The 17,954-nt window shown below is 72.7% G+C and carries 16 protein-coding genes; 7 read left to right on the forward strand and 9 right to left on the reverse strand.

Annotated features, from left to right (window positions below; all coding sequences use genetic code 11):
* The first annotated feature begins 7 nt into the window (after positions 1 to 7).
* On the forward strand, positions 8 to 835 hold the full coding sequence (locus ACFCXS_RS30465) for a PaaX family transcriptional regulator C-terminal domain-containing protein (RefSeq protein ID WP_376646573.1): 828 nt from the start codon (positions 8 to 10) through the stop codon (positions 833 to 835).
* Here the strand turns inward: ACFCXS_RS30465 and ACFCXS_RS30470 are convergent.
* Genes ACFCXS_RS30470 through ACFCXS_RS30485 form a run of 4 tightly spaced genes read right to left on the reverse strand, consistent with a single transcriptional unit; the run spans position 826 to position 4,607 of the window.
* The gene (locus tag ACFCXS_RS30470; protein ID WP_376646574.1) at positions 826 to 1,281 is read right to left on the reverse strand and encodes a MaoC family dehydratase; all 456 of its coding nucleotides are present in this window, start codon (positions 1,279 to 1,281) and stop codon (positions 826 to 828) included. The two genes, ACFCXS_RS30465 and ACFCXS_RS30470, sit on opposite strands and share 10 nt — an antisense overlap.
* Positions 1,282 to 1,289: 8 nt before the next feature.
* Positions 1,290 to 2,792 (reverse strand): long-chain fatty acid--CoA ligase, encoded by a 1,503-nt coding sequence (locus ACFCXS_RS30475; protein ID WP_376646575.1) that lies wholly within the window; start codon positions 2,790 to 2,792, stop codon positions 1,290 to 1,292.
* 10 nt (positions 2,793 to 2,802) lie between these two features.
* Entirely contained in the window at positions 2,803 to 3,678 is an 876-nt protein-coding gene (locus ACFCXS_RS30480; protein ID WP_376646681.1) for an amidohydrolase family protein, read from the reverse strand.
* 11 nt (positions 3,679 to 3,689) lie between these two features.
* Positions 3,690 to 4,607, reverse strand: a complete 918-nt coding sequence (locus ACFCXS_RS30485; protein WP_376646576.1) for an SDR family NAD(P)-dependent oxidoreductase — start codon at positions 4,605 to 4,607, stop codon at positions 3,690 to 3,692.
* A gap of 231 nt (positions 4,608 to 4,838) precedes the next feature.
* On the opposite strand from ACFCXS_RS30485, the gene ACFCXS_RS30490 reads away from it, so the two are divergent.
* The 4 genes from ACFCXS_RS30490 (at position 4,839) to ACFCXS_RS30505 (ending at position 8,795) form a co-directional block, all read left to right on the forward strand.
* Positions 4,839 to 5,264, forward strand: coding sequence for a MarR family winged helix-turn-helix transcriptional regulator (locus ACFCXS_RS30490; protein WP_376646682.1), 426 nt, complete (start codon positions 4,839 to 4,841; stop codon positions 5,262 to 5,264).
* 128 nt (positions 5,265 to 5,392) lie between these two features.
* Positions 5,393 to 6,691 carry an MFS transporter gene (locus tag ACFCXS_RS30495; protein WP_376646577.1) on the forward strand — a complete coding sequence of 433 codons (1,299 nt, stop codon included), beginning with the start codon at positions 5,393 to 5,395 and terminating at the stop codon, positions 6,689 to 6,691.
* Positions 6,688 to 8,055 (forward strand): alpha/beta hydrolase family protein, encoded by a 1,368-nt coding sequence (locus ACFCXS_RS30500; RefSeq protein ID WP_376646578.1) that lies wholly within the window; start codon positions 6,688 to 6,690, stop codon positions 8,053 to 8,055. The genes ACFCXS_RS30495 and ACFCXS_RS30500 overlap by 4 nt, the downstream gene beginning before the upstream one ends.
* Positions 8,052 to 8,795, forward strand: coding sequence for an IclR family transcriptional regulator (locus ACFCXS_RS30505; protein WP_376646579.1), 744 nt, complete (start codon positions 8,052 to 8,054; stop codon positions 8,793 to 8,795). The genes ACFCXS_RS30500 and ACFCXS_RS30505 overlap by 4 nt, the downstream gene beginning before the upstream one ends.
* A gap of 16 nt (positions 8,796 to 8,811) precedes the next feature.
* On the opposite strand, the gene ACFCXS_RS30510 is transcribed toward ACFCXS_RS30505, so the two are convergent.
* From ACFCXS_RS30510 to ACFCXS_RS30525, 4 genes are all read right to left on the reverse strand, one after another.
* Positions 8,812 to 9,663, reverse strand: a complete 852-nt coding sequence (locus ACFCXS_RS30510) for an oxygenase MpaB family protein (protein ID WP_376646580.1) — start codon at positions 9,661 to 9,663, stop codon at positions 8,812 to 8,814.
* A gap of 371 nt (positions 9,664 to 10,034) precedes the next feature.
* On the reverse strand, positions 10,035 to 10,916 hold the full coding sequence (locus ACFCXS_RS30515; RefSeq protein WP_376646581.1) for an SDR family oxidoreductase: 882 nt from the start codon (positions 10,914 to 10,916) through the stop codon (positions 10,035 to 10,037).
* Positions 10,917 to 10,959: 43 nt separating this feature from the next.
* On the reverse strand, positions 10,960 to 12,579 hold the full coding sequence (locus ACFCXS_RS30520) for a phytoene desaturase family protein (protein ID WP_376646582.1): 1,620 nt from the start codon (positions 12,577 to 12,579) through the stop codon (positions 10,960 to 10,962).
* Positions 12,572 to 13,081 (reverse strand): SRPBCC family protein, encoded by a 510-nt coding sequence (locus ACFCXS_RS30525; RefSeq protein WP_376646583.1) that lies wholly within the window; start codon positions 13,079 to 13,081, stop codon positions 12,572 to 12,574. Before ACFCXS_RS30525 ends, ACFCXS_RS30520 begins: the two co-directional genes overlap by 8 nt.
* 250 nt (positions 13,082 to 13,331) lie before the next feature.
* Between ACFCXS_RS30525 and ACFCXS_RS30530 the strand changes: the two genes are divergently transcribed.
* The gene (locus ACFCXS_RS30530) at positions 13,332 to 14,726 is read left to right on the forward strand and encodes a glycoside hydrolase family 16 protein (RefSeq protein ID WP_376646584.1); all 1,395 of its coding nucleotides are present in this window, start codon (positions 13,332 to 13,334) and stop codon (positions 14,724 to 14,726) included.
* A 100-nt stretch (positions 14,727 to 14,826) separates the two neighbouring features.
* Here ACFCXS_RS30530 and ACFCXS_RS30535 read toward each other — a convergent pair whose 3' ends face one another.
* Positions 14,827 to 15,738 (reverse strand): helix-turn-helix domain-containing protein, encoded by a 912-nt coding sequence (locus ACFCXS_RS30535; protein WP_376646585.1) that lies wholly within the window; start codon positions 15,736 to 15,738, stop codon positions 14,827 to 14,829.
* Between the two features lie 136 nt (positions 15,739 to 15,874).
* Here ACFCXS_RS30535 and tkt point away from each other — a divergent pair, with 136 nt between their 5' ends.
* Positions 15,875 to 17,950: a transketolase gene (gene tkt / locus ACFCXS_RS30540; protein WP_376646586.1), complete on the forward strand. Its 2,076-nt coding sequence runs from the start codon at positions 15,875 to 15,877 to the stop codon at positions 17,948 to 17,950.
* The last annotated feature ends 4 nt before the right edge of the window (positions 17,951 to 17,954 follow it).

Genomic DNA, 17,954 nt, shown 5'->3' on the forward strand with positions numbered 1-17,954 from the left:
GGGCCGCGTGACCGGTGAAGAGCCGCTGCGGCCCCAGTCCCTGATGCTGACGTTCCTGGGCGACCAGGTGCTCGGCCGTGACGTGTGCGTGTACTCCGGCAGCGTCATCGACGTGTTCGCCCGGGCCGGGATCGGTGAGCAGGCGACGCGCTCCACGCTGAGCCGGATGGCGGGCCGTGACCTGCTGCGCAGGCAGCGTGAGGGCCGCCGGATGTACTTCGGCCTGACCGGGCGCTCGGAGGCGGTGCTGCGCGACGGTGAGCAGCGGATCTGGCGGACGGGTGCCGTCAACCGCCGGTGGGACGGCACCTGGACACTGCTCGGCTTCTCCCTGCCGGAGTCCTGGCAGCGCCAGCGGCACGACCTGCGCTCCCGGTTGACCTGGAGCGGCTTCGGTCCGCTCTTCAACGGCCTGTGGATCGCCCCCGGCGAGGTCGACGTGTCGGCCCTGGTGGCCGAGCTCGGCCTGTCCGCCCACGTGAAGGTCTTCCGGGCGCACGCGGACACCGGTACGGACATCGGCCGGATGATCGAGGAGACGTGGGAGCTGTCCGACCTGGCCGGGCGCTACGCGGGGTTCGTAGGGCGCTGGCAGTCGTGGGAGGACGACCTGCCGGACGCCGACGACGCCCTCGTGCTGCGGCTGCGGCTCCAGACGGAGTGGTTGCAGATCGTCCGGCGCGACCCACGGCTGCCCGTCGGGCACCTGCCGGACGACTGGCCGGCCGAGCAGGCCGAGAAGACGTTCCGGACCGTGTACGAGCGGCTCTCACCGCTCGTCCGCGAGGCCTCGGAACGCCTTCTGGACCTGGTGCCCGCGCGGCCTCAGGCGTAGAACCGCGACAGGCTCTGCAGCACGGCGGCGGGCTTGGTGCCGCCCTCGATCTCGATGGCCCCCTCGACGGTGATCTGCACACCGCCCGCCACCTCCTCGACCTCGGCGAGCTTCGCCGTGAGGCGGATACGGGAGCCGACCTTGACCGGTGCGGGGAAACGCACCTTGTTGAGACCGTAGTTGACCTTCGTAGTCACGCCCTGGACGTCCAGCAGCTCGGTGAACAGAGGGATGAAGAGGGACAGTGTGAGGTAGCCGTGCGCGATGGTGGCGCCGAAGGGGCCCTCCTCGGCGCGCTCGGGGTCCACGTGGATCCACTGGTGGTCGCCCGTGGCGTCGGCGAAGGTGTCGATGCGCTCCTGCGTCACCTCGATCCACTCGCTGGTGCCGAGGTCGCTGCCCGCGAGCTTCTTGAGTTCGCCGAGGCCGTTGACGGTGATGCTCATGCGGATCCTTACTGGTTGCCGTAGCGGGTACGGACACGGGACTTGAGGAGTTTTCCGGAGGCGGTGCGCGGGAGTTCGTCCGCGAGGACCACCGACTTCGGGATCTTGTACTTGGCGAGGTGGCCCGCGAGCGACGCGAGCACCTCGTCGGGGTCGAGGGAGGCGCCTTCGCGGGGTACGACGACCGCGCGCGGCACCTCGCCCCACTTGTCGTCCGGCACCCCGATCACCGCGCACTCGGCGATGTCCGGATGGGCGAGGAGCCGGTCCTCGATCTCGGCGGGGTAGACGTTCTCGCCGCCCGAGATGATCATGTCCTTGATGCGGTCGACGATGTGGACGTAGCCGTCCTCGTCGACGTGTGCCGCGTCGCCGCTGCGGAACCAGCCGTTTGCGAAGGAGGCGGCGGTCTCCTCGGGCAGCCCCCAGTAGCCGGGCATGACGTGCGGGCCGCGCACGACGACCTCGCCGACCTCGCCGACCCCGGCCGGCGCCAGGTCCGGCCGGACGACGCGGACGTCGCTGAAGAAGTGCGGCACACCCGCCGACCCCGCCTTGCTCACGGCGTGCTCGGCGTCGAGGAACAGTGTGCCGGGGGCGGCCTCGGTCATGCCGTAGCCCTGGAGGAAGGTCAGGCCCCGTTCCTGGTAGGCGGCGATCAGCGGGGTGGGGACCGGGGAGCCGCCGCAGGTGAGGATGCGCAGCGAGGAGAGGTCGGCGCCGGGCCAGCGCGGGTGGCGGGCCATCTGGTCGAACATCGTGGGCACGCCGAACATGAAGGTGATCCGGTGCCGTTCGATGAGGTCGAAGGTGGCATCGGGGTCGAAGGCGTCGACCAGGACGCAGGTGCCGCCCTTCAGCAGGACCGGCAGCGTCAGCATGTTCAGGCCCGCCGTGTGGAACAGCGGGGCGGAGACCAGGGCGCGTTCGTCGGCGATCAGGTCGGTGTCGACGAGGACGTTGAACGCGTTCCAGATGAGGTTGCCGTGGGTGAGCATGGCGCCCTTGGGGCGGCCGGTCGTGCCCGAGGTGTACATGATGACGCAGGTGTCGTCGGCGCCGACCGGTTCGTCGACCGGCTCCTGTGACGCCTCCGCCACGGCCGCCTCGTACTCGCCGCCCACCTCCAGGTAGAGGCGTACGTCCGTACTTCCCGGCAGGCCCGCGACGAGACCCGCGTAGGACGGGCCGTAGACGAGCACCCGCGCGCCGGAGTCGGCGAGCTGGTAGGCGATCTCCGGTCCGGCGAGGCGGATGTTGAGTGGGACGAAGACCGCGCCGAGCGTGCCGGCCGCGAACAGGGTCTCCAGGTAGGAGGGGTGGTTCGGGCCGAGGTAGGCGATGCGGTCGCCGCGGCGCACGCCCCGGGCGCGCAGCGCGTGGGCCAGGCGGGTGGTGCGGTCGTACAGCGTGGCGTAGTCGGCCGACGTGGCGCCGTGGATCAGGGCGGTGCGGTGCGGGGTCTTGCGGGCCCGGCGTGCGGGCCACGACCCCAGTCCCTCGTTGCGCATGTCACGCCCCTTACGGTGTCGTCAGCCCGAGCAGGCGGGCGGCGTTCTCCTTGAGGATCTTCGGCCGGACCTCGTCCTTGATCGTCAGCTTGCCGAAGTCGGCGAGCCAGCGGTCGGGGGTGAGGACGGGGAAGTCGGAGCCGAAGAGCACCTTGTCCTTCAGCAGCGTGTTCGCGTACTGCACGAGCTGCGGCGGGAAGTACTTCGGCGACCAGCCGGACAGGTCGATGTGCACGCCCGGCTTGTGGGTGGCGACCGCCAGGGCCTCGTCCTGCCAGGGGAAGGACGGGTGCGCCAGGATGATCTTCAGGTGCGGGAAGTCGGCGGCCACGTCGTCCACGTGCAGGGGGTTGGAGTACTTCAGCCGGATGCCGCCTCCGCCGGGGACCCCGGCGCCGATGCCCGTCTGGCCGGTGTGGAAGAGGGCGATCGCACCGGTCTCCTCGATCACCTCGTAGAGGCCGTACGCCACCGCTCGGTCGTCGGGGAAGAAGCCCTGGATGCTGGGGTGGAACTTGAAGCCCTTCACCCCGTACTCCTCGACCAGGCGGCGGGCCTGCTTCACTCCCGCCTTCCCCCGGAAGGGGTCGACGGAGGCGAAGGGGATGAGGACGTCGGCGTTGGCGGCGGCCGCCTCGGCGACCTCCTCGTTGGGGACGGGCGCGGTGCCGGTGGCGGACTCGGCGTCGACCGTGAAGATCACGGCGGCCATCTTCCGCTCGCGGTAGTACGCGGCGGTCTCCTCCAGCGTCGGCTTCCGCTTGCCCTCGACCTTGAAGTAGGCGGAGGAGGCGTCGTGCAGGTCGTCGTCGAGGGAGGAGTGGCCCTTGGAGGACACCTCCGCGTGGGTGTGGACGTCGATCGCGACCAGGTCGTCGACGTTCATCGAGCGGTCCATCACGCCTCCGGGAACTTCGGCGCCGGGATGCCGACCGACTGGAGCTCGGCACCGACCGAGGTGGGGAAGGCGTCGGCCAGGGAGCCGGGGGTCCAGCCGCCGTCGGCGTACGCCGCCTTGATCTCCTGCGGATGCGACCAGAGTGCCACCTTGTCGCCGCCGATGCCGATGGCCTGGCCGGTGATGCCGCGGGCGGCCTCCGACGCCAGGAAGGGGACCAGGGCGGCGCAGTCCTCGGGGGTGCCGAAGCCCTCGCCCTTACGGAGGAAGTCCGGCAGCGGCTCGCCGCACCTCATGGCCTCGATGTACGGGGCGAAGGCCGGGATGGTCTCGGTCATCGCGGTGGCGGCGACCGGCACGATCGCGTTGACGGTGATGTTCGCGCGGCCCAGTTCCATCGACCAGGTGCGGGCCATGGCGGCGATGCCGGCCTTGGCGGCGGCGTAGTTCGTCTGACCGAAGTTGCCGCGCTGCCCGGCCGGGGAGCCGACCAGGATCAGCGAGCCGCCCTCGCCCTGCTCGCGCATCCGCACGGCGGCGGCGCGGGCGCAGGTGAAGGTGCCCTTGAGGTGAGTGGTGATCACCGCGTCGAAGTCCTCGTCGGTCATCTTCCACAGCACCTTGTCGCGCAGGATGCCCGCGTTGGTGACGAGGACGTCGAGCCGGCCGAACTCCTCGACCGCGCGGTCCACCAGCCGCTCGGCGGCCTCCGAGGTGCCGACCGGGACGACTTCGGCGACCGCCCTGCCACCCGCTTCCGCGATGGACTTCACGGCCGCCTCGGCCACCGCCTCGTCGACGTCGTTGACGACCACCGACGCGCCGTGGGCTGCCAGGGCATGGGCGTAGGCGAGACCGAGGCCGCGGCCGCTGCCGGTGACGACGGCGGCCTTGCCGGAGAGATCGATGCTGGGCACGGGTGGGTCCCTTCACACGGGTTCGACGGTGCGTCGCACGGGTTCTGCTGCGTGCCGCACGGGTTCGACTGCGAGATCGAAGCTAAGAGCAATAATTGTTGACGTCAATAGTTGTTGTCGACCCACGGGTGCGGGATGCTGGAATCAGCAGGAAGCAGCACCGAGCCCAGGGAGCCCGTCATCGCACGCCAGAACGTCACCCCGAAGCCCATCGACGCCCATGAGCCGTGGATGCGCGGTCTGCACGCCGACACCGGCTATCTGCTCTACCGCCTGGGCCTGCGCTCGGGGCAGCTCTTCAACGCCTGCCTCCAGGAGTCCGGACTGCGCCTGCGCCACTACGCGGTGCTCCGCTTCCTCGCCACCACCGACGGCGCCCTGCAGAGGGAACTCAGCGTGCGGCTCGGCTACGACCCGAGCGCGATCGTCGGCCTGGTCGACGACCTGGAGAAGCTGGGTTTCGCCGAGCGCCGCCCCTCCCCCGACGACCGCCGCAGCCGCATCGTCGTCCTGTCCGAGAGCGGCCGCGACTTCCTCCGCGACACCGCCGACGACGGCCTGCGCGTGACCGGTGAACTGCTCGGCCCGCTGGACCCGGACGAGCGGGAGACGCTGCACGCGCTGCTCCTGCGGATCGCTGAGGACGGCCTGAACTGATGTTGTGCAAATGATTGACGGCTGCACGATGGATGCATAACTTCACGGATCAACCGCGCCCCGTCCCCAGGGAGCCCACCGTGCAGCCATCTCCGTCAACCCCTCAACCCTCCCCCGATTCACGGCAGTTGCGCCGGGTCGCCGTCTCCGGCCTGCTCGGCACGACCGTCGAGTTCTACGACTTCCTCGTCTACGGCACCGTCGCCGCGCTCGTCTTCGGCGAACTGTTCTTCCCGCGGGCCGACCCGGCCGTCGGCACCATCGCCGCGTTCGGCACCTTCGCCGCGGGCTATCTCGCCCGGCCGCTCGGCGGCATCCTCTTCGGCCACTTCGGCGACCGGATCGGCCGCAAGTCGATGCTGCTGCTGACCATGGTCCTGATGGGGTCCGGCAGCTTCCTCATCGGCCTGCTGCCGACCTACGACACCATCGGCGTCTGGGCGCCGGTGCTGCTGGTCGCCCTGCGCGTGGTGCAGGGCATCGCGATCGGCGGCGAGTGGGGCGGGGCGATGCTGATGGTCGTGGAACACGCCGAGCACGCCCGTGGTACCCGGCGCGGCCTGTGGTCCAGCTTCACCCAGCTCGGCGCCCCGCTCGGATCCGTCCTGTCGGCCGGTGTGGTCACGCTCGTCGCCACGCTGCCGGACGACGACTTCCGCTCCTGGGGCTGGCGGGTGCCGTTCCTGCTGAGCATCGTGCTGCTGGCCGTCGGCCTGTTCGTGCGCCTGAAGGTCGCCGAGAGCCCGCTGTTCGCGCAGGTCAGGAGGGAGCCGGTGGACCGGCCTCCGATCGTGGAGGTGCTGCGCCGCCCGAAGCCCGTGCTGCTGGCCGCCTGCGTGGGCATCGGCGCCTTCACCGCCCAGTCGCTGCTGACCAGCTTCATGATCTCCTACGCCGTCGACGAGGGATACACCCGGCCGCAGGTGCTGACCGCGGTGACCGTCGCCTCCTGCGTGGCCCTCGTCGTCCTGCCCGCCGCCTCCGCCCTTTCGGACCGGGTCGGGCGCCGGCCCGTCGTCCTCGCCGGTGCCGTCGCCTCGGCGGCGCTCGCGTTCCCGGTGCTGGCCCTGGTCGACTCCGGATCGCCCGGCCTGCTGATCCTCGCGCTGTCCGTGGGCCACGGCGTCGCCCAGTCGACGATGTACGGCCCGCTGGGCGCCCTGCTCACCGAGATGTTCGGCACCCGCGTCCGCTACACCGGCGCCTCCCTCGGCTACCAGGGCGCGACCCTGGTCGGCGCCGGGTTCTCCCCGCTGATCGCGGGCAGCCTGCTGGCCTCCTTCGGCGGCGGCAGCACCCCGGTGTCGCTGCTGCTGTGCGCCGGCGCGGCCGTCACCGCGGTCACCGTGTGGCGGCTGCGCGAGACGCACACGGACGCGCTGGAGTCCCCCACCACCGCCCCCACCCTGGAAGGAACCCCCCGTTGAGGATCCGCCTCGCCCTGCTGACCGCCTGCCTGTCCCTGGCCGCCACCGCCCTGCCCGCGCAGGCCGCCGACGCCACCGCCGCCCACGTGGAGGGCGAGCTGTCCTCCGGCGCGCTGTACGTGATGGACGTGCCCGCGTCCTGGAACGGCACGGTGCTGCTGTACAGCCACGGCTACGCCCCGGCCGGATCCCCCAAGCGGGCCCAGAACACTCCGAGTACGGCCGCCCGGGACAAGCTGCTGGCCGAGGGCTACGCCCTGATCGGCTCCTCGTACGCGACGAACGGCTGGGCGGTCACCGAGGCGGTGCCCGACCAGCTGGCGACCCTGGACCTGTTCACCGAGAAGTTCGGACCGGCCCGGCGGTCGCTGGCCTGGGGCACCTCGTACGGCGGCTTTGTCACCACCGTGCTCGCCGAGCGGCACGCCGGCCGGTTCGACGGTTCGGTGTCGATGTGCGGGCTGGTGCAGGGCGGCGTCGCCAACTGGAACAGCACCCTGGACCCGGTGTTCGCGCTGCGCACCCTGCTCGCCCCGGACTCCGGTGTCAGGCTCGCGGGGTTCGCGGACCAGGCGGAGGCGGTCGCTGCCGCGAAGACCCTCACCACGAAGGTCGACGCAGCCCAGCAGACGCCCGAGGGCCGGGCCCGGATCGCCCTCGCCGCCGCGCTGCACAACATCCCCGGCTACAACGACGCCTCGCAGACCAGGCCGGGCCCCACGGACTGGGGGACCCAGCAGTCCAACCAGTTCACCGCCGTCCGGGGGCTGCTGCAGAGGCCCGCCTTCAGCTGGCGGCAGGAGGCGGAGAGCCGGGCGGGCGGCAACCCGTCCTGGAACACGGGCGTCGACTACCGCTCGATGCTCGAACGGTCCCCGCTGTACAAAGAGGTGACGGAGCTCTACAAGGAGGCGGGACTGTCGTTGCGCACCGATCTCTCGGCGCTGAGCCGGGCACCCCGGATCTCGGCCGACCCGTCAGCCGTGGGGTGGATGCGCAACACCAGCGTGCTCTCCGGCCGCCTCACCGACCCCCAGCTGAACATCCACACCACCGGTGACGCCCTCATCCCGGTGCAGTCGGAGAGCGCCTACCGGCGGGCCGCCACGGCGGCGGGCTCCGTCGGGCTCCTCCGCCAGGCGTATGTCGACGCCCCGGGCCACTGCACCTTCACCCCGGGCGAGACCCTGGCCGCCCTGCACACCCTGGAGCACCGCCTGGACACCGGCCGCTGGGACGCCTCGCCGGGCACTCTCAACTCCCGCGCGAGGGCCGAGGACCCGACGGCCGAGCCCCGCTACCTGCCGTACCGCCCGAGCTCCTACCCCCGCCCCTACGACCTGGGGCGTGACGCCCGGCCATGACCACCCCCACCGCGCCCGACCGGCTGCTGTCCGTGCTCGCGGCCTTCGACCACGAGCATCCGGCGCTGTGCCTGACGGACATCAGCCGGCGGGCCGGGCTGAGCCTGACCACCGCGCACCGGCTGGTGGGCGCGCTCACCGAGTGGGGCGCCCTGGAGCGGGACGAGTCCGGCGTCTACCACGTCGGGCTGCGGTTGTGGGAAGTCGCAGCGCTGGCCCCGCGGGGCCTCGCGCTGCGGCAGATCGCGCTGCCGTATCTGGAGGACCTGTACGAGGCCACGCACGAGAACGTGCAACTGGCCGTCCGGGACGGGCGGGACGTCGTCTACATCGAGTGGCTGTCGGGGCGGTCGGCGGTGGGGGTGCACATCCGCGTCGGCGCCCGCTGGCCGCTGCACGCCACCGGGGTCGGCCTCGCCCTGCTGGCCCACGGCGACCCGGTGTTCCGGAAGGAGTACTGCGAGGGCGAGCTGGCGTCCTTCACCCCGTACACGATCACCGACCCGGAGCGGCTGCGCCGGGTGCTGGCCGAGGTGCGCAGGTCGGGGGTGGCGGTGAGCGACCGTCAGGTCACGGAGGACGCACTGTCGGTGGCCGCGCCCGTACGTGGCGCGGACGGCACGGTGACCGCCGCCGTATCGATCGTGGTGCCCCATGCGGACGCCCAGGTCCCGGTGCTGGGCCCGGCGGTGCGGGTGGCGGCGCGCGGGATCTCGCGGGCGCTCGGGTGGCAGCCCTGAGCCCCCGTCGCCGCCGTCAGGTCTCGCGGGCCGGGGCCATGGCCCAGCGGATGGTCCGGGTCAGGGCCCGGCCCGTGGGGCGTACGGCGAGGTCCTCGACGACCGGGACCCGGGGCAGCCACAGCATGCCGCGCGCCCAGGGCGGGAGCAGGTGCACGGCGTTCGCGGCGAGCCCTCCGTAGAAGGGGCGGACGGCCAGGGGCAGGGGAGGCTGGAACAGCAGGAAGCGGGCGGCCGCACGGGCCTCGGGTGTGGCCCGCAGTCCGGGCCGGTAGGCCGCCAGGCACTCGGCCAGTTCGGTGCGGCTTCGCGGCGGGTCGACCGCTCCCAGCGCCTCGGCGACACGTGCGGTGTCGGCGACGTAGGCGTCGTAGCCCGCGTCGTCCAGCGGATGGGCCCCGTAGCGTTCGTGGGCGCGCAGGAAGCTGTCCGTCTCGGCCGCGTGCACCCAGCCGAGCAGACGGGGGTCGGCCGCGTGGTACGGCACGCCCTCCGCCGTCGTGCCGCGGATCCGTTCGTGGATGGCGCGTACGTGGTCGACCGCCTGCTGGGCGTCCGCGGCGGTGCCGTACGTCGTGACCGCCAGGAAGGTGCTGGTGCGCTGCAACCGGCCCCACGGGTCGCCGCGGAAGCCGGAGTGACCGGCGACGGCCGCCATCGCGAGGGGGTGCAGGGACTGCAGGAGCAGCGCGGTCAGCCCCCCGATGAACATCGAGGCGTCACCGTGGACCGTGCGGATCGGCCGGTCCGGCCCGAACCAGCGCGGGCCGGGGGTGTGGTGGATGCGGGCACGTGTCGCGGGCCCGCCCGGGCCGGCGACACGGCGGAACAGGGCCTGGCCCAGCTGGTCTCGGACTCCGGACAGCACGGTCGGCCTCCCTTCTCCTGCTGACCAGTGTCCGCCATGACGGCGCCCGCCCGGGACTGCCGGTGCCGCGGGCCGATGAGCCACCGGGGCGCCGGTGCGCCGGTGCGCCGGTGCGCCGGTGCGCCGGGCCATCGGGGAGCCGAGCCGACGGGACACCGGGCCACCGGGTCACCGGGTCACCGGGTCACCGGGTCACCGGGTCACCGGGACAGCGGGCCACCGGGTCACCGGGACAGCGGGCCACCGGGCCACCGGGACAGCGGGCCACCGGGCCACCGGGCCACCGGGACAGCGGGACAGCGGGACAGCGGGACAGCGGGACAGCGGGACAGCGGCAGGGCCTGCCCCGGGACCGGGCCGGGACGCTGTCGTCAGGCGCCCGGCCCGGCCGCCGCACGGTCGGCCCGGCCGCCGGCGCCGAGCGGCCCGGTGCAGCGGACCGGGCCCGAGGCCTCCAGGCGGGGCAGTGCGCGACGCGCCACGCGCAGGACCACCGGGGGCATGGCGGGGCGTATCGGCTGGGCCAGCCGCAGCCACCCCGGGGCGTAGACGGCGGTACGCCGCCGCTCCATGCCTCTGACCAGGCGGGCGGCGACGACCTCCACGGGGTGGACGCGGCGGGCCGGCGGGGGCATGTGCAGGCGCAGCTCCCGCAGGACCGCGTACCGGTCGGCGTCGCGGATCATGTCGGTGTCCGTCCAGTTGAGGTAGGCGATGCCGACCCCGACCCCGCGGTGCGCCACCTCCGCCCGCAGGGAGTGCGCGAAGGCCTCGACCCCCGCCTTGGAGGCGCAGTAGGCGCTCATCAGCGGGGCGGCGCCGATCGACGCCAGAGAGGCGACCTGGAGGAAATAGCCCGCCGTGTCGAGCAGGTCCGGCAGGAACGCCCGGGCGGTCCGGGCGCTGCCGGTGAGGTTGACGTCGATCACGCGGCGCCAGGTGTCCGGGTCCGAGGCGAGCAGCGAGCCGCCCTCGGCGATGCCGGCGTTGGCCACCACGGCCGACGGGCGTCCGAGACCGTCCCGCACGGCCTCCGCCGCGGCTTCCAGCGCCGAGAGGTCGGTGACGTCGGCCTCCAGGGCGAGCGCCGGGCCCGGCAGCGAGGCGGCCACCGCGTCCAGGGCGGTCTTCTCATGGCCGAGGAGCGCCACCCGGGCGCCGCGCCGGGCCACCTCGCGGGCCAGGGCCTCGCCCACACCGCGGGCGGCTCCGGTGACGACGATCGTGCGCTCGGCGAGCGGGCTGCTGCGCATGTGCCCTTCCTTCGGCGTCGGGCCCGTCCCCGGAGGGCCGGGATCAGCGTCTGGCTCCGGTGCGGTCGCGGTGGGCGAGGAGCCGCTGGGCGCCGGCGAGGCCGGGGGCCCGGTGGCGGCGCAGGGCGGCCCGGGCGGCGTTGGCTCCGGGCGCGCCGTGCACCCCGCCGCCCGGGTGGGCTCCGGAGGAGGCGAGGTAGAGGCCCGGCACGGGGGTCTCCGGGCGGCCGGTGCCGGGCAGGGGGCGGAAGACCAGTTGCTGGTGGATCGCCGTGGTGCCCCCGTTGATGGCGCCGCCCGCGAGATTGCCGTCGAGGGCCTCCAGGGTCGGCGGTGCCAGGATGCGGCGGCCGCGGATCAGGGAACGGAAGCCGGGCGCGAAGCGCTCCACCTGGCGTTCGACGCGGTCGGCCATGAGTTCCTGGTCCTCGGTGTCCCAGCGGCCGGTGATGCCCTCGTCGGCGGCGTCGGCGGCGATCTCGTGGGGGATGTGCGTGTAGGCCCAGGCGGACTCGGTGCCCTGCGGGGAACGGGAGGCATCGGAGGTGGTCATCTGCCCGAAGATCACGAACGGCCGGTCCGGCACCTGCCGCATGGCGATCTGCGCGGCGAAGCGGGTGAGCTCGTCCATCCCGTCGGAGAGGTGCACGGTACCGGCCCTGGACGCCTGCTCGTTCTGCCAGGGCACGGGGCCGTCGAGCGCCCAGTCGACCTTGAACGTGGCGAAGTCCCACTGGAAGCGCCTCAGGTCGTCGAGGATCTGCGCGGGCAGGTGCTCGGGCTCGACGAGCTCGCCGTACAGGAGGGGCACCGACACGTCCGCCAGGACCGCCCGGCGGGCCCGCACCGCGTCACCGGCCGCCGTGCGCACGCCGAGCGCCCGCCCCCCGCGGATGACGATCCGCTCGACGCGCTGACCGCAGCGCACCCGTCCGCCCCGGGACTCCAGGCGGCGCACCAGAGCGGTGGTCAGGGCGCCGGAGCCACCGGCCGGGACCGGGAAGCCGTAGCTCTGGCCCAGCATGGCCATCAGCCAGCCGAAGCCGCCGCTGCCCGCCGACTCGGGGGCGAGGTCGGCGTGCAGGGCGTTGCCGGCCAGAAGCAGGCGCCCGCCCTGGCCGCGGAACTCCTCCTCCCCCAGGCGGCGCGCCGGGAGGACCAGCGAGCGAGCCATGCGCAGGCCACCTGCGGCCCGCAGCCGCAGCGCAAGCCGGGCCGTCGCACGGACGGGCGGGAAGGGGGTGAACAGCGCGTCCAGGAGGTCGGGGCGCAGGCTCTCCCACACGTCGTGCAGGCGCTGCCATGCGGCTCCGTCGCCCGGCCCGAAGGCGTCGAGGGACGCGGCGGTGGCGTCGACATTCCGGTCCAGGACGGCGCAGCTGCCGTCGGTGAGGGGGTGGGCCAGCACGCTGGGCGCGTGGCTCCAGCGCAGTCCGTGCTCCTCGGGGCGCAGCGCGGCCAGGACGGGCGAGGCGGCGGCGAGGGGGTAGAAGGAACTGAACAGGTCGTTGACGAACGCGGGGTCGACGCCCCGGTCGTGGCGCACGGCGCCGCCCGGCTCGGGCTGCTCCTCCAGCACCTCGACGTGCCACCCGGCGTCCGCGAGGACGTTGGCGGCGACCAGGCCGTTGGGGCCCGCGCCGATCACCACGGCGTCAGGCATGCCGGGCTCCGCCCGTGTCGGGCCCGGCGGTCACCCGGCCGAGGCCGCGGCGGGTGCCTCCCGGGACCCGTGCCTCCGCCTCGCACAGCCTGGCCAGCCGGGCCAGCATGGCGCGGTGGCGCAGCTGGATCAGCGCCTCGAAGCCGACGTTGTGCAACCGGCCGCCCGCGCCGCACAGCGGGTGCTCGTCCACGATCACCAGGCAGTGCTCACCCCAGGGCTGCAGCTCGATCGCGATGCGTGCGGTGCCGAGCACGCCGGCGTGCGCCTCCAGCTCCAGCCGGGAGCCTTCGTCGCAGTAGCGGACGGTCGTCTCGTTCTCGAGCCGTACCGGGCCGAGCCGGACCTCGTAGCGGATCGCCGCTCCGGTGCGCGGCCAGTGTCCGCGCACCGGGTGGGACCCGGAGGTGCCCACCACCCACTCGGCGTAGCGGTGGCCGTCGGCGAGGACGTCCCACACTGCGCCCGGGCCGACTCGGATGAGGTGATGGCGAACAGCCACGGATGCCTCCTGCTGCCTCGACCGGTAGTCCGTCGACCCCCCGAGTGCCCCCGAACCCCTCGTTCAACAGCGCGGATCCCGGCAGGGCCGGGCCGGGGCGGTCCCGTTCAAGGAGTGCACTCACGCACCGCCCCGCACCAATCCCGGCTTTACCTCTTGACGCCCCAGACCGCGGGGAGCACATTGACGGCACTTTGAGAGCGCTCTCAAACTCGCTCTCCCCCGTCTCCCCTCCGAGAGGCATCCCCACATGAGCGACACCACCGGCACCTCCCCCAGACGGCGCCCGCTGCGGCGGGCGTTCGTCGCCGTGGTCAGCACCCTCGGGCTCGCGGCCGCCGCCTCCGCGGTCGCCACCCCGTCCGCGAACGCCTCCGCGCCCCCGCCCCCGTCGGGCTGGACGCAGTTGTTCGTGGACGACTTCAACGGCGCCGCCGGCTCCGGCGTCAACACCTCCGACTGGCGTTACGCGACCGGCAAGGGCTACCCGGGCGGCCCCGCGAACTGGGGCACGGGCGAGATCGAGACGATGACGAACAGCACGGACAACGTCTCGCTCGACGGCAACGGCAACCTGCGCATCACGCCCCGGCGGGACTCGGCCGGCAACTGGACCTCCGGCCGGATCGAGACCAACCGCACCGACTTCCGGCCCCCGGCCGGCGGCAGGCTCCGCGTCGAGTCGCGCATCCAGGTGCCGAACGTCACCGGTGCCGCCGCCAAGGGCTACTGGCCGGCGTTCTGGATGCTGGGCGGCCCCTACCGCGGCGACTACTGGAACTGGCCGGCGGTCGGCGAGCTGGACATCATGGAGAACACCCAGGGCATGAACACGGTGTTCGCGACGATGCACTGCGGCACCTCCCCGGGCGGCCCGTGCAACGAGACCAGCGGCATCGGCGGTTCGACCACCTGCCAGGGCAGCTCCTGCCAGGCCGGCTTCCACACGTACCGGATGGAGTGGGACCGCTCGACGAGCGTCGAGGAGATCCGCTTCTACCTCGACGGCGTCAACTACCACACCGTGCGCGCCGATCAGGTCGACGCGACGACCTGGAAGAACGCCACCGACCACGGCTTCTTCGTCATCCTGAACGTCGCGATTGGCGGCGGCTTCCCCGACGCGTTCGGCGGCGGCCCGGACGCCGGGACGCAACCGGGCCACGCGATGGTCGTCGACTACGTGCAGGTGCTGTCGTCCGGCGGCGGCACCACGCCTCCGCCGACCGGTGGCCGCGACGCCTACGGCACCATCCAGGCCGAGTCCTACGACGGCCAGTCCGGCGTGATCACCGAGACGACGTCCGACACCGGCGGGGGGCAGAACGTCGGCGCCCTGGCCAACGGCGACTGGCTGCACTTCAAGGGGGTGAACTTCGGCTCCACGGCGGCCCGGCAGTTCAGCGCCCGGGTCGCGAGCGGAGCGTCGGGCGGCGTCAGCGGGCTGGTCGAGGTGCGGCTGGACAGCCGGAGCAGCGCACCCGTCGGGAGTTTCGCGGTGGGCAGCACCGGGGGCTGGCAGTCGTGGCGGACCGTCCCTGCGAACATCAGCGCCGTGACGGGCACGCACGACGTGTATCTGACGTTCACGAGCGGTCAGCCGGCCGACTTCGTGAACGTCAACTGGTTCACCTTCGGGCGCTGACGGCCCTCGAGAAGGGGCTCGACCCCGGGCACTGAAGGAACTTGAACTCCGGTTCTCGGGAAGGGGGCTCCACGCGCGCGTGGAGCCCCCTTCGCCGCCCTCAGCGCAACTCCGCGCGAAACGCCGCCGGGGTCTGCTCCGTGTGCTGGTGGAAGAACTTGGAGAAGTTCGCGGCGTCGGGGAAGCCGACCGCCACGCCGACCCGGCCGATCGGCAGCTCGGTGTGGGCGAGGAGCCGTTTGGCCTCCAGGACCACCCGCTTGTCGATGAACGCCTTGGGGGTCTCCCCGGTCGCGGCACGCACGGCACGCACCAGCGTGCGGCGGGAGTAGCCGAGCGCGTCGGCGTAGGCGCTGACGCTGTGGTTGGTGGCGAAGTCCCGTTCCACGGCGTCCCGGAAGAGGGTGAACGTCGAGTCGGACCGCTGCCGCCCTGCCTCGGCCGAGTTCGCCGCGAGGTGGGCGAGCCGCAGCAGGAACGCCGTCAGCGTGTGGCGCAGGACGGCGGTGTGCAGGCTCAGCGGGAGCGTCGCCGTGTCCTCGTACTCGCGCCGAAGCTGGCTCAGCGCGGCTTGCAGGGCGGCGAGTTGGGGCGGGTCGGGGCGCAGCAGCGGCGGCAGGTCGTAGCGGTAGAGGCCGGTGGCCTCGACGGTCGAGCGGGGCAGGAAGCCGGGTTGCATGGTCAGCACGGTTCCGCGGTACTCGCTGGTGGGCGAGAAGCGGTGGACCTGCCCCGGGCGGATCCACAGCAGGTCCCCGGCGGTGGCCTCGTGCTCGGTGAAGTCGACCATGTGCCGGACCGGGCCCGCGCCGAACAGCAGGACGATGTGGAAGTCGATGCGGTGCACGCGCTCCAGCGGTACGCCGGACGGCCAGGTGTCGCCCATCGGGGCGACCTGCATGCCGACGCCTCCGACGCTGAGCTCGACCGGGAAGGGGAACGTATCGATCCCGTCGCCGCCTTGGATGGTTCTGTCCACAATGTCCACCAAGTACCCCTCGTCCCGCCCCATGTGCGCACCCTGCTGCCGGTGGGTGTCCCACTTTCACCACAGGCTGGCACACGGCGACCTTCCGGCGTAAAAGTCAGACTTTTAATTTTGAACGCGTCAGACCAGCACCTTCGCACCGATCGAGGACTTCTTGAAGATGAGCACGCAGACAGCGGACAGCTTCGAATGGACCGAACTCGACCGGCGTGCCGTCGACACCGCCCGTCTGCTGGCGGCGGATGCCGTCCAGCGGGTCGGCAACGGCCACCCGGGCACGGCGATGAGTTTGGCGCCGGCCGCCTACACGATCTTTCAGAAGGTGATGCGGCACGACCCCGCCGATCCCGAGTGGACCGGCCGTGACCGCTTCGTCCTGTCCCCCGGCCACACCTCGCTGACCCTCTACACACAGCTGTACCTCGCGGGCTACGAGCTGGAGCTGGACGACCTGAAGGCGTTCCGCACACACGGCTCCAAGACGCCCGGCCACCCCGAGTACGGGCACACCGCCGGCGTGGAGACCACCACCGGCCCCCTGGGCCAGGGCGTCGCGAACGCCGTCGGCATGGCGATGGCCGCCCGCTACGAGCGCGGCCTGTTCGACCCGGACACCCCCGAGGGCGACTCCCCCTTCGACCACACGATCTGGGCGATCGTCTCCGACGGCGACCTCCAGGAGGGCGTCTCCGCCGAGGCATCCTCCCTCGCCGGCCACCAGAAGCTCGGCAACCTGGTCTTCCTCTACGACGACAACCACATCTCCATCGAGGGCGACACCGCGACCGCGTTCTCCGAGGACGTGCTGAAGCGCTACGAGGCCTACGGCTGGCACGTGCAGCGCATCGAGCCGCGGGAGGACGGCGACGTCGACCCGCACGCGCTGTACGCGGCGCTGAGGGCGGCTCAGGCCGAGACGGGGCGCCCGTCGATCATCGCGATGCGCACGATCATCGCCTGGCCCGCTCCGAACGCGCGCAACACCGAGGCCTCCCACGGCTCGGCGCTCGGCGAGGACGAGGTCGCGGCCACCAAGCGCCTCCTCGGCTTCGACCCGGAGCGGTCCTTCGAGGTCGCCGACGAGGTGCTGGCCCACACCCGCCTGGCCCTGGACCGGGGCGCCGAGGCGCACACCGCCTGGGACAAGCGGATCGCCGCCTGGCGGGGCGAGAACCCGCAGCGGGCCGCCACCTTCGACCGGGTCAGCAAGGGCGAGCTGCCCGAGGGCTGGGAGGACGCGCTGCCGGTGTTCGAGCCGGGCAAGGCCATCGCCACCCGCGCCGCCTCCGGCAAGGTGCTGCAGGCCCTCGGACCGATCGTGCCCGAGCTGTGGGGCGGCTCGGCCGACCTCGCCGGCTCCAACAACACCACCATCGACAAGACCAGCTCCTTCCTGCCGGAGGGCAACCCGCTGCCGGAGGCCGACCCCTACGGCCGCACCGTGCACTTCGGCATCCGCGAGTTCTCCATGGCCGCGGAGATGAACGGCATCGCCCTGCACGGCAACACCCGCGTCTACGGCGGCACGTTCCTGGTGTTCTCCGACTACATGCGCAACGCCGTGCGGATGTCGGCCCTGATGCAGCTGCCGGTGACGTACGTGTGGACGCACGATTCGATCGGCCTGGGCGAGGACGGCCCGACCCACCAGCCGGTGGAGCACCTGGCCGCGCTGCGCGCCATCCCGGGCCTGAATGTCGTACGCCCGGCCGACGCGGGCGAGACCGCGGTCGTCTGGGCCGAGATCCTCAGGCGGCACGGCACCGCCCCGGCCCCGCACGGCCTCGCGCTCACCCGCCAGGGCGTGCCCACCTACGAGCCGGACCCGGCCGCGGCGCGCGGCGGTTACGTGCGGTTCGAGGCGGAGGGCGGCGCGCCCCAGGTGATCCTCATCGCCACGGGTTCCGAGGTGCACGTCGCCGCCGGTGCGCGCGAGCAGCTCCAGGCCGCCGGCGTGCCCACCCGCGTGGTGTCGATGCCGTCCGTGGAGTGGTTCGAGGAGCAGCCGCGTTCGTACCGCGACAGCGTGCTTCCGCCGTCCGTGAAGGCCAGGGTCGCCGTCGAGGCCGGGATCGGCCTGACCTGGCACCGCTTCGTCGGGGACGCGGGACGCATCGTCTCCCTGGAGCACTTCGGTGCCTCCGCCGACGCGAAGACCCTGTTCGCCGAGTACGGCTTCACCCCCGAGAACGTCGTCGCCGCGGCGCGGGAATCCCTCACCGCCGCCCGTGGCTGAACCG

Source organism: Streptomyces sp. NPDC056373, assembly GCF_042262425.1.
Classification (GTDB): domain Bacteria; phylum Actinomycetota; class Actinomycetes; order Streptomycetales; family Streptomycetaceae; genus Streptomyces.